The 15,027-nt window shown below is 67.3% G+C and carries 15 protein-coding genes; 2 read left to right on the forward strand and 13 right to left on the reverse strand.

Annotation, left to right across the window (positions count from 1 at the left end; translation table 11 throughout):
- Positions 1-75: 75 nt before the first annotated feature.
- The 5 genes from E5F05_RS04450 to E5F05_RS04470 form a co-directional block, all read right to left on the reverse strand.
- Complete coding sequence (locus E5F05_RS04450; RefSeq protein ID WP_103128216.1) at positions 76-1,533, reverse strand: hypothetical protein; 1,458 nt, start codon at positions 1,531-1,533, stop codon at positions 76-78.
- Positions 1,533-2,579, reverse strand: coding sequence for a hypothetical protein (locus tag E5F05_RS04455; RefSeq protein ID WP_129117549.1), 1,047 nt, complete (start codon positions 2,577-2,579; stop codon positions 1,533-1,535). Before E5F05_RS04455 ends, E5F05_RS04450 begins: the two co-directional genes overlap by 1 nt.
- Before the next feature lie 140 nt (positions 2,580-2,719).
- On the reverse strand, positions 2,720-5,377 hold the full coding sequence (locus E5F05_RS04460; protein WP_129117550.1) for a VirB4 family type IV secretion system protein: 2,658 nt from the start codon (positions 5,375-5,377) through the stop codon (positions 2,720-2,722).
- 8 nt (positions 5,378-5,385) lie between these two features.
- Positions 5,386-5,778: a hypothetical protein gene (locus E5F05_RS04465; RefSeq protein WP_129117551.1), complete on the reverse strand. Its 393-nt coding sequence runs from the start codon at positions 5,776-5,778 to the stop codon at positions 5,386-5,388.
- Between the two features lie 68 nt (positions 5,779-5,846).
- Positions 5,847-6,191 carry a hypothetical protein gene (locus E5F05_RS04470; RefSeq protein WP_103128220.1) on the reverse strand — a complete coding sequence of 115 codons (345 nt, stop codon included), beginning with the start codon at positions 6,189-6,191 and terminating at the stop codon, positions 5,847-5,849.
- Positions 6,192-6,322: 131 nt separating this feature from the next.
- On the opposite strand from E5F05_RS04470, the gene E5F05_RS04475 reads away from it, so the two are divergent.
- The gene (locus E5F05_RS04475; protein WP_129117552.1) at positions 6,323-8,218 is read left to right on the forward strand and encodes a hypothetical protein; all 1,896 of its coding nucleotides are present in this window, start codon (positions 6,323-6,325) and stop codon (positions 8,216-8,218) included.
- Complete coding sequence (locus E5F05_RS04480) at positions 8,208-8,822, forward strand: hypothetical protein (RefSeq protein ID WP_241687049.1); 615 nt, start codon at positions 8,208-8,210, stop codon at positions 8,820-8,822. Before E5F05_RS04475 ends, E5F05_RS04480 begins: the two co-directional genes overlap by 11 nt.
- Here E5F05_RS04480 and E5F05_RS04485 read toward each other — a convergent pair.
- From E5F05_RS04485 to E5F05_RS04520, 8 genes are all read right to left on the reverse strand, one after another.
- Positions 8,755-9,159 (reverse strand): hypothetical protein, encoded by a 405-nt coding sequence (locus E5F05_RS04485; protein ID WP_129117553.1) that lies wholly within the window; start codon positions 9,157-9,159, stop codon positions 8,755-8,757. The genes E5F05_RS04480 and E5F05_RS04485 overlap by 68 nt on opposite strands.
- A gap of 113 nt (positions 9,160-9,272) precedes the next feature.
- Complete coding sequence (locus E5F05_RS04490; protein ID WP_129117554.1) at positions 9,273-10,514, reverse strand: hypothetical protein; 1,242 nt, start codon at positions 10,512-10,514, stop codon at positions 9,273-9,275.
- Positions 10,511-10,903, reverse strand: a complete 393-nt coding sequence (locus E5F05_RS04495) for a hypothetical protein (RefSeq protein ID WP_129117555.1) — start codon at positions 10,901-10,903, stop codon at positions 10,511-10,513. Before E5F05_RS04495 ends, E5F05_RS04490 begins: the two co-directional genes overlap by 4 nt.
- Positions 10,900-11,220 (reverse strand): hypothetical protein, encoded by a 321-nt coding sequence (locus tag E5F05_RS04500; protein WP_129117556.1) that lies wholly within the window; start codon positions 11,218-11,220, stop codon positions 10,900-10,902. The genes E5F05_RS04495 and E5F05_RS04500 overlap by 4 nt, the downstream gene beginning before the upstream one ends.
- A 39-nt stretch (positions 11,221-11,259) precedes the next feature.
- Positions 11,260-11,985, reverse strand: coding sequence for a hypothetical protein (locus E5F05_RS04505; RefSeq protein ID WP_103128227.1), 726 nt, complete (start codon positions 11,983-11,985; stop codon positions 11,260-11,262).
- A 152-nt stretch (positions 11,986-12,137) separates the two neighbouring features.
- Positions 12,138-13,475, reverse strand: coding sequence for a hypothetical protein (locus E5F05_RS04510; RefSeq protein WP_129117557.1), 1,338 nt, complete (start codon positions 13,473-13,475; stop codon positions 12,138-12,140).
- Positions 13,476-13,574: 99 nt separating this feature from the next.
- Positions 13,575-14,648: an SLOG family protein gene (locus tag E5F05_RS04515; protein WP_103128229.1), complete on the reverse strand. Its 1,074-nt coding sequence runs from the start codon at positions 14,646-14,648 to the stop codon at positions 13,575-13,577.
- Positions 14,649-14,765: 117 nt separating this feature from the next.
- Positions 14,766-14,969 (reverse strand): hypothetical protein, encoded by a 204-nt coding sequence (locus E5F05_RS04520; protein ID WP_103128230.1) that lies wholly within the window; start codon positions 14,967-14,969, stop codon positions 14,766-14,768.
- Positions 14,970-15,027: the final 58 nt, after the last annotated feature.

Raw genomic sequence — 15,027 nt, forward strand, 5'->3', positions numbered from 1 at the left:
GGTGGGCTCCTTTCAGGGGACCGGGGAACGACACTGCGCCCCGGAACTCAGGCAGCGGGGCGCAGGAGGCGGGGTTCAGGGCTTCGGGGGAGGCAGGGCACCCCGGACGGGGCGGGTGGTGGCCTGCGCGAGGATCACCTTGGGATTGGGGACCGTCACGCCGCTGCCGGGCAGACCGCTTCCTTTGGGCAGTTGCGTGACGGTCACCTTCGGGCCGCCGCTGGCCGGCGGGGCGAGGGCGGGTGTCTTCTGGGTGCTCGCGTCTGCCGCCGCGCGTGGGCGGCGTTCCCTGGGACGCTTGCCAAAGTCGGTGAACACACCGCTCGACTCCCCACCGCCCAGACCGCCGAGGATGCGCTCGACGGTGGCGGGGATGCGCCGCAACTGCGAGACCGCGACGGAAAAGGCCACGATGATGGCGAAGATCGCGACGCCCACGCCCATGAAGGCGCTCTCCAGGCCCTGTGTGAAGCCGTCGATGACCGCGCCGATCCCCTCCACCGCTCGGCAGGCCACGAAGAGGACGCCGCTGCAACTGTCCAGCCGCTGCTTGACCTCAGTCAACATCTGCGTGCCGATCTCGATGTTGTACTGCAGATTGGCGTTCAGGCTCTGCACCGGGCTGGTGAGCATGGTGGTCATTAAGACCCCCATGAAGACCGGAATGATCAGGATGCTGACGACGTTGGACAGCCAGATCACGCCGACCGTCTGGAGAAACTGCCGTGACCCGAGGGTCGTCAGGGCCAACACGATGGGCAGGGCCAGCACGCTGATCACCACCATCATGCCGCTGCTGTACACCAGGATCGCGAACACGCTGAAGATGCCCAACGTGAGGAAGTACGCCGCCGAGTAGGCCGACTTCGGAAGGGGTGACTTGATGTTGCCGCCGCCGCCCACGGTTTTCTGCATCTCCTGGTAGGCCGTCTCCAGCGTATTGGGGTCCGCCTTGGTCCCGAAGAGGGCCTTCTGCGTGGCGATGGCCTGGATGTCCATGCTAATCGCGACGTAGTTGGAAATCTTCTCGTCCAGCTCCTTCGTCTTGGCGAGGATGCGCTGGTCCAGCATGGCCTGACCGACCCGCGCGCTTCCAACGTAGGCCGTCTGCCAGGCGCCCATCGCCCAGTCCGCCGCAACCCAGCCGATGCCGCTTTTCGTGGTGTAGGCGTTCGCCGCGGTAAAGGCCACGAAGCCCAGGGCCAGCGCGCGCAGGAATGGCGTGGCCGTTCCGCGGCCGACGGAGGTCAGGAGCGCCCACAGGACGCTGGCGACCACGATGAACTTGGCGATGGCCGCCGTAACCGTGAACAGGTTGACGTCATTGATGTCCTTGATGCTCGCCTGGAGCCAGCACCCGGGATCGGGCACGAACGTCTCCAGGTTGACGCGGCTTCCCCCTTGAGCCGGTGCGTTGCGCTCCAGCATGGTCTGACAGATGGGGCTGAGGCCCCCCGCTCCGGGATCGCTTTCGGCCAGGGCGGGCGCCCCCAGGGTGAACAGCAGCGCGAGGACGCACCACAAGCGCCGCATCACGGCCCTCCCAGCAGGTCGACTCCACGCAGGCTTGCGCCGCTCACGGCACTGCCCATGCCATCCGTGAGGTTGCGGCTGTAGTTGCGCAGGCGCTGGGCCTCACGCCTGGCCTGCTGCCGCTGCGCTTCCATCATTCGCGCGATGGCGTTCGCCTTGTCGAGCCGCGAACGCTGCATCTCCTCCAGCATCTGTCCGAGCGTCTCGGCCTGCGCCACCTGAATTTTCGTCTGGTTGGCCAGCGCGGCCGTGAGCGCGGCGCTGTTCAGGGCGCTGACCCGCAGCGATTCCAGCGAGGCCGAACCCACCATCCGGCTGATGTCCTCGATCTTCTTGTTGTCCTTGAGCGCCTGGGCCGCCCCCTGCGAGTAGTCCAGCGCGTCCAGCGCCCGGTCCTGGGCCTCCTTGGTCAGGCTCTGCGTGTTGCTCTGGGCCTCGGCGTTGTCGGCGTTCCGCTGAACCCTGGCCTTGAGATCCTGAAGTCCCGCGGCCTGCTCGCGCACCGCGACGGCCTCAGCAGGTGTCATCACCGTACGTAGGCGACCCAGCACCTCACGCTGCTGGTCGGTGAGGGCATCGATGGCCGCCCGAGCCACGCCCTGCGGGTCCTGCTGGTACTGGCCCTGGCTGAAGACCTGGTTCACACCCGCCAGACGCATGACGCTGTTCGCGCTGGCGACGAAGTCCGTGTAGTTGTTCGGGCGGATGATGTTCTTCGCCGTGTCCTGAATCTGCCGCGCGGCCGTCAACCACTTCTGGACCTGCTGGATCTGCCCGAGGAGCGGGCCGAGGTTCGACCCTCCACCCAGGCCGATCAGGTCCAGCAACTGACTCAAGCCGGGAATCTGCCCGAGCAGCGTGTCCAGGCCCGGAATCACCTTCAAGATGTCCGTGAGCGGGCCGAGGCCCGCGAGAAAGTTGAGACCCGGGATCATGCCGATCAGGCTCATCAGGCCGCCCGACTGGAGAAGGTCGGTGAGGCTCCCCAGGTCCTGGGCATGAGCCGTTGACGGCAGGGCGAGGCTGAGCGCAACGCCGAGGGTCAAGAACCGGCGAAAGGGTGCCCGGGTCACCGGCGGCCTCCCCGCGGGGAAGTCCGTGCTCCGGGCAGGGGTCCCTGCAAGCTGCCTTTCCTGGAGGAGGGCTTCGCTCTCGGAACCGGACACGTGAGGGGTGGCGGAAGTGTTCATGCGACTTTCCTCCTGGTCCGGATTTCTGCGGCGAGTTGCAAGATGGCCTCGGTGCGTCCACCGAGCCGTTGGGTGTACGTCTGCCGCCTGGTCTTCTCCTCGTCCTGGGTGGTCACCGTCCAGAGCTTTTCCGGGCTCATCCAGAGCTGCACCACGTCCCCGACATGCACGTTGTCGGCGACTTTTTGCAGCACGAGGTACTCGCCCATCACGCCGGGCCGCAACGTCAAGGAGGCCGCGAGTTCGGCGACCTTGTCCGACAGATGCATGACCTCCTGAAGCCCCGCGAGCTCGCCCGCGCCCAGGGCGCTCATCACCACCCAGGCGCTGTTGTTGATCAGGCCGCCCAATTTCTCGAAGTCCTTCACGTCCTGTGAGGTGCCCACCGGAATCATGCCCAGGCTGCGGCCGGTCTTGAACCAGCGGTTCACGAGCTGCTCCAGTTCAGGGATGTGGGCCAGCACGCCCAACTCCTCGAAGATGCCGATCTTCGTTCCGGCGGTGCGGGCCGCCTGCTGGAACATGAACTCGCCGATGAGCAGGATGCCCAGCGCCCGGAGGGTGGGGTCGTTGTACATGCTGGACACGTCGAAGGTCACGCACGAAGCGCCCGACTCCACGGTGGTCCAGCCGTCCAGAAACTCGCCCAGGACGCCGCCCTGCCCCGCGAGGTAGGACTGGAACAACGCGGTGAGACTGTCGCGAATCTGGAGGAAGTGCGGCTTGTCGTGAATGCCTTCGGAGCCGATGCGGCTGAGGGTGCTCAACACCTGCACGAAGTCGCGCAGGCGGCCGCCCATGTACACCTCGCGGTACTCGCCGACCTTCTCCGGGTCCGGAACCCGGCGTGACTTGAGCAGGAAGAACTGCTGCAGGGCGGCTTCCAACACCGCCTGATGCAGGCGGTCCGGGACCAGGTCCAGGGTGCGGAACACCGCGATGATGAAGGCCGTCTTCTCCGGGCCGGGCTGGTCCTCGCCGGGGGTGGGGTCGAAGATGTTGATCCTCACCGGGCGCCCGTCGGGGAGTCGGGCGGTTGCGCTGATGGAAATTACCTGCCCGCGCAACGACCAGGTGGTCTCCTCATAGTCGTGCTTGGGGTCGAGGATGAAGGCCCGCACGCCCGGGGGCACCATGCTCAGCAGCAGGTTCATGTTCCACACGCTCTTGCCGCCGCCGGACTGGCCGATCACCATCATCCCGAAGTTCGTCCCGCCCTTTTTCGGGTTCAGTCCGGTCAGCCCCCCGTGGCGGTTGCGCAGGGGAATCATGGGGTCCAGGGTCCCCATCCAGGGGCTGACCTTGGGGAAGGCGTCGGCAACGTTGGAACAGTGGCCCTTGACGCGGTGGATGGTGAGCTGCCGTGAGAAGGGCATCACGTCGAAAAAGGTCCGCCGCAACTGCTCATTGCTGATGATGGCGTGCGCCCCCTGCATCAGCGAGTACTCGCTGCGGGTCTTTTCCAGCATCTCCGTGAGTTCCTCGCGCGTGCGGGCATACAGCACCGTCGTGAAGCCCAGGCGCCAGAAATGCTTTCCCCGGTACTCGGCCTCGTGAATGGCCTCTCGCGCCTTGCGCGCCTTCGCGCTGGTCCCCTCCCCGGCCCGCATGACCAGGCTGTCGACCATACCCTCGAGTTCCTCCACAGCGGTGTCGAGCCTGGCCTTCTCGGTCCCCTGCTGGAGGTGCTCGAAATCCACCATCACGTAGAAGTGCTTGTTCTGCAGCGCTTCCAGCAAGTGGTCGATAATGTGCACTCCGGTTCCGCTGCCGCCTTTGCCGATGCTGATGGCCCCGATCAGTCGGTCACCCATCGTGAGGTACCCGGGGTGGTCGGTGCCGATCTCGGTCTCCGCCACCTGGTAGCGGGTGGTCAGGGTGGCGGCCGAGCGGTCCTTTTTCAGATCGTCCGGGTCGAAGTCACGGAAGTCCAGTTGGGAGGTGAAGGCCGGCGGATGGGCGGCGGCCAGGTTCCCGTTGAGGTACCTCCAGATCAGCCACTTGATCTCGCGGTTGCTCATCACCGTGGGGCTCAGGCCCAGCCCTTCCAGCCGGTGCAGGAGGTTGGTGCGCTTCCGGCGAACCAGGGCCATCTGTGCGCGATACTCGGCCTCGGTGGGTGGCACGTCCTTGGGACGCTTCGGCACGTTGACGTAAAAGGTCAGGAAGAACCGGGTGACGGTGATCTCCCCGCGCAGCCGAGCACCCCGCAGGTCCTCGTGCTCGGCCTCCATGATCCGGTGGAGCAGGGGGTCGGGCGTGGTGGCCCGCTGCCCCTGGAGGAAGTACTCCACAAAGGCCTCGGGAGCGGGCACGCGTTCGACGATCAGGCGCCCGCCCTCGCCCATCGGGACCGCCTGATTGAGCATCACGCGGATGCCCTCGGAGAGAGCCTGCGCGCGGGCGAAGTCCACCTGCGCGGCGGTCGCCGGCTGAATCTCGAACCCGAACCACAGCCGCTCGCCCCCGCGCAGGAACACGGCACCGTCGTCGGGCTCGGCCCAGGGCAACTGCTCGATCAGGCTCTTGCCGGAGACCGGCCGCGCAACCCGTGCAGGCTTTCTGACCTTCGCGGACGACACCCGGGCGGGCTTCTGGACGGGCGCCTCTGGGGAGGGCCTGTTCAGGAAATGGGTCAGAACCTTGGAGAGCATGGCGGGCATCATGGGCGCGGCCCAGGTTGGACGATGTTCCGCAAGGCGCGCCGGGGCCCCTGCCTGGCCTTGACATACAGCGGCAGGGGTGTGGGGTCATTGGTGATTTCCAGGTTCTGCGGATTGAAGAGGTAGTAGTCGCTCAAGCCCTGGAAATAGCCTCTGGGGAGCGTCTCGCTCCATCTGCGGACCCTCGGGATCAGCACGAACCACCAGAAAAGGGCGGTGCCCAACAGCGGCGCGAGTTGGACGATGCCTGCGGCGCCCTGGAGGTACGGCTTGCTGAAATGGTCCACGAGCTGGTAGAGGACAAAGGCCACGAACACCGTCAAAAACAGGGCGTTGCGGCTCATGCCCAACCGTTCAAACTGCAGGTCGTCGAGTTGCGGCCAGTTGTTCACGGGAGGTCTCCTGAGAAAACAGGCCCCGGCTGCACAGGCGTGGGGCCAGGTGGGGAAGGTAGGGAGGATCAGCAGTTCATGCCGAAGGTGTTCATGATGGCCGTGAACTTGCTCAGCACCAGGAAGCCGATGATGCCAGCGAGGATCTGGCCGACCCCGTCCTTGCGGGTGGGGAGGAACTTGACGATGCCCCAGAGCAAAATGGCCGCACAGAACACCTTCGCGGCGACGCTGGTCTCGACGCTCTTCACGAAGGTGCAGCCCTTGCTGGTGACGTTGCCGCCGAGCGCGGTGTCGATGGTCTGCGCCGCGGCCTGATTCAGCAGCAGGAACAGCAGGAACAGCCCGAGGCTGAAGACGAGTTCCCGGAGACCCGGGATGTACGGGCGAATGGCGTGCAGGGCGGTTTTCATATCCACTCCTTGTCCTCGGAAGCCCACGGTTGACCTCCTGCGGCACATGGTGGGTGCGGCTCAGGCTGGAAGGGGCCGCCGAGGCGCCCTGCACTCAAGCGTCCAACCTGGGCCGAGGTGAAGATGCGGCCATGCAGATCGATCAGGAACGGCTGGAAGCGTTGCGGCCCAAGCTTGTGAACCACGGTGTGGACGTGGAGCACCTGCCACCTCCCGATTCGGAGGAGTGGGGAGCGCTGGTGCGTGAGCTCAACCTCAAGGACCCGGGCCTGGCGCAGGACTTCTCGGGGTTGAGATATGACCCGGACGAGCTGCTGAGCAGCGAGCTGGTCGAGCGCCAAGCCACACGCGCCACTGCACGTACGGGAGTGCTCGGCTGGCTCAAGGCCCCCTTCCAGAAGAAGACGGTCAATGGTGACAAGGCGCCCAACACGGCCCTGGTACGGAACGTGCTGCTCGGGGCGGGAGCAGTTGCGGCCGTGGCGTTCTATGTTCTGGTCCCTTCCGGAGACAAGGTCAGCGCCAGCCGGATGGCCGGGCAGCCCCCAGTGGTGCCAGCGAACGAGGGCGCCGTGGCCTCGCCGCAGACCACGCCGCCTGTCCAGAGCGATGCGGTGCCTGCCCCAGAGGACACGGTGCCCACCACCCCCATCCAACCGAGCCCCGACACACCCTCCGTGGATGCACGGGTAGACCCGACAGGGTTGGGCGTGGAGGACGCCTCGACATCAGCGGGTCCTAGCGCTCCCGCAGTGAACCTCACTTCGGGAGAGGAGGGGACCGTACCGACCGTCGTGGGCCCACCTATGCCGGTCGGGCCCACGACGCTGCCGTCTTCTCCGGTCGCGCCCGCACCGCATCTGAGCGCACCGATCGTCATTCGCCAGACCTCTCCCCAGAGGACGCGGCTCCAGGCCCACACGCCGAAGGACCAGGTGGTGCAGGCTCCTCCGACACTCAGCGGTTCGCGGGACACGTCGGGAAGTGGGACCACCGGCGGCGAGGCGCGTCCGTGGGCGCTGAGCGGCAGCGCCGCCCAGGGGACGTCCGGCGAGGCATCGCGCCGCTCCGGGCTGAGTTCGGCGAACGCCAGTGCGGCAACCGCGACTCCGGAGCCCGGCGACTCTTCAAGTTCCGCCCGCTCCGGGCTAAGCAGCACGGCAGCAGCGGACCCTACTCCTCCCAGGCTCGTCAGCCTGGCCGCTGCCCAGGGAGGAGGTGTGCCCGTATCCACGGCGTCCGGCGCGCAGGAACAGAGCGACCAGCGTCCCTCGATGGCAGAGAACAGGACCCAGGTGTTGGGGCTGCTCTCCATGCAGGGGAGTTCAACATCCGAGGGCACCACATCCTCGGGAGCAGGCACCAGTACGGCCTCCTCCTACAGTCTCAGTGGCATGACCGGGACGGGTGACACGGCGCTCCAGGGTGCCGCCGAAAGCGCGGCGGCGATCCCGGCGGCGGAAGCTCCCGCGCCTTACCCGGTGGGGCGGCCGCTGGCCGCCAAGCTGCTGGTGGGGGCTTTGGCCGTTCAGGATATGGCCATTGGTCTGCCGATTTACGCGGAGACCGAGGACGGGGCGACCTGGCGCGGAACGCCCCAACTCGACGCTCAAGGCCGGATTCAGATGACCTTCGACACCGTGTTGCAGGGGAACCGCGAGTACCCCCTGATGGCGGACGCCTACGGCCCCGACGGCTTGCCAGGAGTGCGAACGCAGGTCAAACCCACAGCCCCGAACCTCGTGTCGTCCCTGATGTCGGGCTTTTTCGGTGGCGCGAAAGCCTTCGTGGACGCGATGGTGAACCAACGGAACGTCACGGTCCAGACCGGGGTCGGCGGGACGGGCAGCGTAGTGACCTCCAGCGCCGCCAACACGCCCAACTTCTGGATGCTTACGGGCGCTGGCGCGCTGGGATCGCTGCAACTTCCCGAAGGCCAGGCTTCTCTGGTGAACGTCGCCGAATTGCCGAAGGGGACGACGCTGCAAATCGTGGTGCGCCGGAACAGTGGGGGGAATGGGCAGTAAGTTCATCCCTGCCCCTGTCCGCCTGAGGCAGGTGGCGCTGGCCCTGGAGGTGGACCGGGTCCTGACCCTCGCACAGGTGGTCCGGCACTACGAGGTGCGGGAGGAGCCGGTCCTCTCGCACTTTCCGCATCGCGAGGTGCAGTTCAAGCCTCTGTCGAACAGTTCTCCGGTCAAGAGAACCACCTTCATCGCCCGGGAGCCCGAGCGGCTGCTCTGGGAGCCCGCCTGGAGCCTGGCGCACGATGCCAGCACGGCGGAACTCAGGCACCTGCTCGGGGCATCGCGGCAGGAGTGGGAACGGGCGCAGGGCCACGGCACTTCCCGCCCGGACGCCCTGTGGCGCAGACCGGGCGGTCAGGTCGTCGCGGTGGAGTACGACGGCGGGTACCCTCCAGCGATCACCCGTGAGAAGTTCCAGGCCTTCAGCGACCGGCGGACCTTCCAGGGCCTGGTCTGGGGCACGCCTTCCCGTGCCCGCACCGCACACCTCGCCGAGCGCCACGGCGGTGCTGGGCGGAGCTTTCTGGTCGTGGACATCACGACGACCACCGCGGCGGGACGTGCAGCAACTGCAGCCGCGGGTGGCGGTAGGACAACCGGGTAGGGTCCGGATGGACGACGACCAGCCGGGCACGTCCGCTCAGCAGGTCCGGCTCCAGCCGCTCGACGTGCTCGCGCACACGCCTGCCGCTGTACCCCCCGCTGGTGAAGCGCCCGAGGACCGGACAGGGCGCGCCGCCCGGACCGGTCGTCACCAGGAAGATGCCCCGGCCGGGCCGCAGGTCGCGGTAGCCCGCCGCGTTGAGGGCCAGCACGGCGTCTTGCAGGTACAGGGTGTTGGCGACCACCGTCTCACTCGTGACGGCGGGGGAGACCTCCAACCACTGCCGCGCCTGCCGGGTCAACGTGAGGCCCGTACCGATGGCGGTGGGAACCCGCATGGCGAGCCCCGCTTGTTCCAACGTGTCTGTCGGGACGGGCAACAGCGCGGAACCGGGCCGCACGGCTCGCCACACGAGGAGGCGTTGCAGTGCGGCCCGAAGAGAGCCCTGGTTCACAGCGCGAGCAGGGCGCTGATCTCGAAGCCCTCCCTGCTTCCCACCACGCTTCCCGACCAGGTGAGGTGTCCGAGCACGGGCGGCAGGGGACCCTTCAGCGCGACGTCGAAGGTCAGCGTCTGTCCGGCCGGGATGACCAGCGCGCCGCTCCCACTTCCCGAAGCCTGAGCCACGTGCAGGTCTTCCCGCCTCAGGACCACGCCTGAGTCCAGCGAGTTGCTCAGCGTGAACGTCAGGACGCCCCGCTGCTTTTGCCCGGTCACCACCCAGACGCGCAGTGCCCCAGGCCCCTGGGTCCGGATGGACACGGGAAGACGCTTGGCGGAGGGGGGCAGGACCGGAGTGGGGGCCATCCGGTCGGGTCTGGCTGGGGCAGAGGCCAGTGGTGTCGTGGCTGCGCGGGAAAGGGGGGTGGCCGGGACGGCATTGGCCGTCAGTCGGGCGGAGGGGGTGGGGGCGGGAACCGGCGGTGCCGCAACCGTACGGGTAGGAACCACCGCAGGAGCCGGGCTGGAACCCGCCCGCGTGGGACTGGCCGGGGCAGGCAGCGTCGGTGGCGTGGCCGCACGCGCGGTGGTTCTCGCGGGAGCCGGGGCGGAGGCCGCCCTGGCCGGGGTGGAAGTCGCAGCGGTCGCGGGCACACGGGCGGCTTCCCTGACGGGCGGACGGGTGGACGGGGTGATGGCCCTCCCGGCTGGCGGCGGCGTGGTGACGGGCGGGCGAACGGTGGCGGTGGTCGGGCGGCTTGGGGCTGGGGCAGACCTCACCACGGGGGTGGGCGTCGGGGCCCTGGCCTCCGCTCCCGTGCGTGGCGCCGCGCTGCCAGCGGCCCCGCACCTGGAGCCGCCTGGCGGAAGACCGGGCTTGACGATGACGCTTTTGTTCCGTCCCCCGGGTCCAGGTTGGATGGTGATGCTGAAGAGCGGGGCCCGGCCGTCCTCGGTCAGGACCAGTGCCGGAGTGCTGCCACTGGGCCCCACGACGGCGATGATCAGCCGGTTGTCCTGCAAGCGACGCTCGACGAGGCCATTGCGGGTCACGAAGGCGTCCGCCAGCTTGTCGGGAAAGGTGAGGGTCCACAGGTCACCGGGCTGCATGTCCAGCTTCCCCGGGCAGTCCTCAAGTTCGGCGAGGTAGTACGTCCGCGTGCTGCTGTTTCCCAGGTAGGGGTTGGTCGAGGCGCGGGCCCCTGCGGGCAGCAGCGCCAGGCAGGCGAGCAGGAAACGCATCCTGTTCATTGGCCCGACCCTCCGGCCTGCCGGGTCCCCACCACGACATCGAGCACGGTCTGGCCCTGCCCCCGGCTGGAGAGGCCCTGGATGGGCAGGCTGGAACTGCCGAGGAGGGCACGCCCACTCACGCTGACCGTCATGCCGCTGGCGTCCGGGATCGCGCGGATCCCCGCGGTCTCGACTGGCAGGGGCGCGGGTGTCCCGAGGGTGACGCTCCCACTGAAGGTGGCGACGCCGACGTGTGCCGTGGCGCCGGGCGCGAGGGTGAGCGTGGAGGGCGTTACGGTCAGGGTCAGGGCCGGGACCTGGGGAGCGCCGAAGGGATTCTCGAAACCGGAGCCCACCGCCCCACACGCCGTGAGCGCGAGGGCCAGCGGGAGCAGCAATCTTTTCATAGCCATTCTCCTTGCAGGCACGAGCACCAGGCGCTTTTCACCCCGCCGTGCACCACCTCGGGCACAGCCTGGTCGCAGTGCGGGCAGGCCGTCAGCTCCCCCGTCGCCTCCCGGCAGAGGTAATGCGTCCGGGTCAGGCTGTCCCTGACTTCCCCCTGCGACCAGAGGACCCGCGCGAGCGCCTGCGCCTCGGGCACACCCGTAAAGGCCACGACGTGCGCCCGCAGGTGCGAGGAGAGTTCATCCTCACTCTGCAGGGCGCACTCGGTCGGCAGCAGCGGCGCTGGGCGGGTGATCCGGAGAAGCCTGGTGCTCACGTCCCCAGCATGAGTGCGGGTCAGGTTGGACGCCTCCCTTCAGAAGCGCAGGTCGTCCTCCAGCCGGCCCTCCGGCTCGCCCGCACCCTCCACCCGCAGCAAGCGTTCTTGCCGCGCGAGCGCCTGGACGTCCTCGTCGGAGAGGCGACGCTCCGGGTCCTGCTCACTGTCCCGGAGGGGCGGGAAGTGCAGCAACACGCGTTCCTGCTCGGCCTCTGCCTGCCGCAGCGCCCGCACGTCGAAGATATCCATGACCGCCCCTCCCCGCAGGGCCCGGGCCCGGTCGAGCCGCTCATCCCGTGAGAGGCTTTGCGGGCCTCCTTCAAGCGGCGTCGCGGTGCCGAGCTGCCGGGACAGGTCCAGCGGTTCCTCCCATTCCGGGTGCTTGGCCAACAACGTCAGGCTTTCCAGCCCGTGGTCCGGCCCCTCCAGGAGATCACCCAGACGAAAGGCGCGCTGGATGTCCTGGGCCGCATTGGTGACGTGCTGACGTATCAGGTCCGTAAGCTCCGGATGGGAGGACTCGATCTCGAGGGCGCCCGGCTGTGCCGTGTGAACGCCGACCTGCTCTCCCGCCCACGGGCCGGCCAGGGTGCCCGTCTGCGCCGCCGCCCGGCCGAGGTGAGGGGTTTCGATGAGCAGGTCCAAGTTCAGCCGACCCCGGAGATGCAACAGCGGGTAATCCCCGTGCGGGGTGTGGTCGATATAGACCCCCAGCAGGCCATATTCCTGCAGGTACCGCGTGATGATCTTCTGCTCGTCCATACCCGGACCTTCTCAACACCCTGGTGCCGCTGTCAAGTCCCCCTCCAGGACCCCAAAAAAAGTTGCCCGACAATCCGAAGATTGAAGGGCGACGCGAGCAGTACGCGTTGGCAACCAGCAGTAGGTTGCGGGTGGAACTTCTGGAAAAAGGCTCAGCGAAGGGTCGCTTCGATGGCCCCCATGATCTCGGTGGCATGCCTGACGCGAATACCGTACCGGGAGCACAGCGTGCAGAACCCGGGGCGGCCAGCGCGGTAGGCGAGCAGGAACTTGTGCAGGGGGATCCTCATCGCGATCTCCCACAGTCCCGTTCTCTGAAGGCGTTCGGTGATCCGTGCGGCGTCTTGCAACTGCTCGGAATCGAACTCTTCTTCAGGGAACTCCTCGTCGTCCTGATCGGGGGCGGCAAGGAAATCGATCAAGCGGGTTTCATCTCCTTCGTCGTCCTGCATGGTGACGTCGTAGGAGGTGACGGTGTACAGCTCGTCCATCAGGGCTCCGATTCGCGTGACGCTCCAGGCCTGCTCGTCAAAGGGCTGACCTTTGAGCTTGCGGTTCTGGCGCATCACGTCTTGAACCATGCGGGGCGTGACGTCTTCCTCACGGATGGGTCGCGGAGGACGACTGAAGACGCGCGTCTGCATCAAGCGGGAGGTGAACTTGCTGCCGAACACGGTGGAGCGGAAGGCTTCACCCGCATCCTGCAACTGCCTCACCTTGTACCCGGTCCTGGCACGCGTGGTCTTGCGGGGCCAGTTGCGGGGCCCCCGAAAGGTCCTGACCGTGATGGACTTGTGGCCGGAGAACCAGGACAGCAGCGGATTGGGCTGGGGTTTGCCATCACCGTTCTCGACCTTCTCCGGGGGAGTCCGCACCGTGAGGCCCGCCTGAAAGCTGACGGTGGTGTGGGCCGGGAAGCGGAGCACGAGTGGAGCGGGGAGACCGGGGCGACGGAGCAGGGGGGCAAGGGTTTCACCCTGGACGTCGCTGTAGGCGGTCATGTAGGGGCGGTTGTAGCCGCTCTGAATGATCTCGTGAATCGCCGCCCTGACTGCGATATGGGACCAGTCGCTGCGGCTGATGACTTCAGCTTCCTTGCGTTCACGTTCCAGCTCGACCGGCAGCGTGAAGCGCACGAAGGCGGAGAGTCTCATGCCTCGCTTGGGATCCCAGCGGTGCAGGGCGCGCCAGAGGCTGATCAGCGCGGCGCTGTGGGCGGCGGAGAAGCTGACGAAGTGGCCTGCCTGTTCACGTGCCGCCAGTAGGGCGATGGGACTGAGCGCGCGGTGCAGCAGCGTGTAGGCGTACTCCTTCTGGAGTGCCGTGTTGTCCTCGCTCGCCAGGATGCCCGCAAGCCGGAGCGTTTCCCCATCACTGAGCAGGACGAAGTCCTGTTCGGCGGCGCGGCGGGCGAGTTCGAAGTCGTCCGCGGGAGTGGGGAAGGCAGGAGCGGCGGTACGACTGTTGAGCTTGGAGGTCAGGGTGGCCATGTGGGTACTCCTCTTCGGGGGTCGCTGTCGCGCCGCGCCCCCGGTGAACTGGAGGCTGAGGACGCGCGGGGGCCCGGGGGACGTTGGCCCTTGCTGGAACTAGACCGGCTGGAGGCTGGTCATCAGGAGTTTCTGGGTGCTGCTCGGGAAAGCGACGGTCGCGGCTTCTCCCAGCGCGGTCGAGCTGACGGTGAGGATGTCACCCCGTCCGTAGATGGGGTGGGCCACCTGCTGCCCGATCTCGAAGGCCGGAGGATTTGGCGCACGCTCGCGGAGAGGGTGGCTCGTGGGTCGTTCCGCGGGGGTCAGAAGCGTCCGGGGGCCACTCTCGAAAGACACCCGGGTCATCTCACCCAGCACGGTGACAACCTTCTGGAGAACAGTTCCTTCTCCGAACTTCGGGTGGACGATCCTCTGAAGGTCTTCTTCCAAGGCTGCCCTCGCCTGCTCACGCACGCTCGCCTCGGGGACAATGGCAGTGCAGTGCTCGAAATCCACGATGAGGCACGGGCCGTGCTTCATCTCGGTCTTGCCGCGCAGAACACCGCTGCCGAACTCGGGGTGGTGAACCGTCGCGGTGGTCACGACCTGCTCGGCCTGCATCGGGCGTGTCATCTCTTCCCACCTTCGGTAGGTGTTGACGACCGGTTTGCCCTGCTCCACGGCATCCTTGACGCAGCCCGCGGTGCCACCGGCGCTGCCGTCGGAACACGCGAGGATCAGGTGAGCATGGTCGACCATGAACTCGTTGCGCCACTGCATCGCCGAGCGGATGTCCGCATCGGCCAGGTCGTCCGAACCCACACAGACCACCAGCGCGGCACGCTTCAGGAGACCGTGGTGGCGTTCCTGGTCGAGTTGCGGCCAGCGCGAGGCCTGGCGGGGGAACGGCAGGGCGGCGACGTAGGGAATTCGCAGCCCGAGAGCGGCGGCCGCCAGGGCGGTGTCCCAGCCGAGCGCCATTCCCGTGATGACGACGTCGGGCCTGAGCTTAAGGAGGTAACCCCTGGCCACCTCGATGAGCGCTTCGAGGGCCTCCAGGCTGAACCCACCGAGTTTGTCGGGCCGGTGTCCGGTTCCGGCAATCACGAACTTCCCGGTCAGGAAGTCGGTCGCGCCGGGGTGGCTGGGACGCAGGGCGGTGAGGTCGCCCAGCAGGATCGTCTTGTCCATCGCAGGTCTCCTTGCCGGGGGCGCGTGTCGCGTCACCCCCCCGGTCTTGTCTGGGAGGGTGACGGTGGCGTCCACCCGAAAGCGGAAAACTGTAGGCAGAAGGAGCGACACCCCAGCCTATCGGCGAAGAACGGTCCGCCAGAACAGGTAGAAACCGATGCATGCTCCGTAGAGAAGCAGGGTGGTCATCAGTGCGGCGGCCAGCAGGTTCATGCGCTCACTCTCCGGGACCGTGAAGGACCCCAGGATGATGAACAGCGCGAACACCGTGCAGCCGATGCAGCCGAACAAGCCCACCCAAGCCTCGAGCTTAGGGGACATTCTTGTTCTCCTCGCTGGGGGTCCACGTCTCGCGCCGCTCCCCCCGGTCTTGCATGGA

This window comes from Deinococcus metallilatus (genome assembly GCF_004758605.1).
Classification (GTDB): Bacteria; Deinococcota; Deinococci; order Deinococcales; family Deinococcaceae; genus Deinococcus; species Deinococcus metallilatus.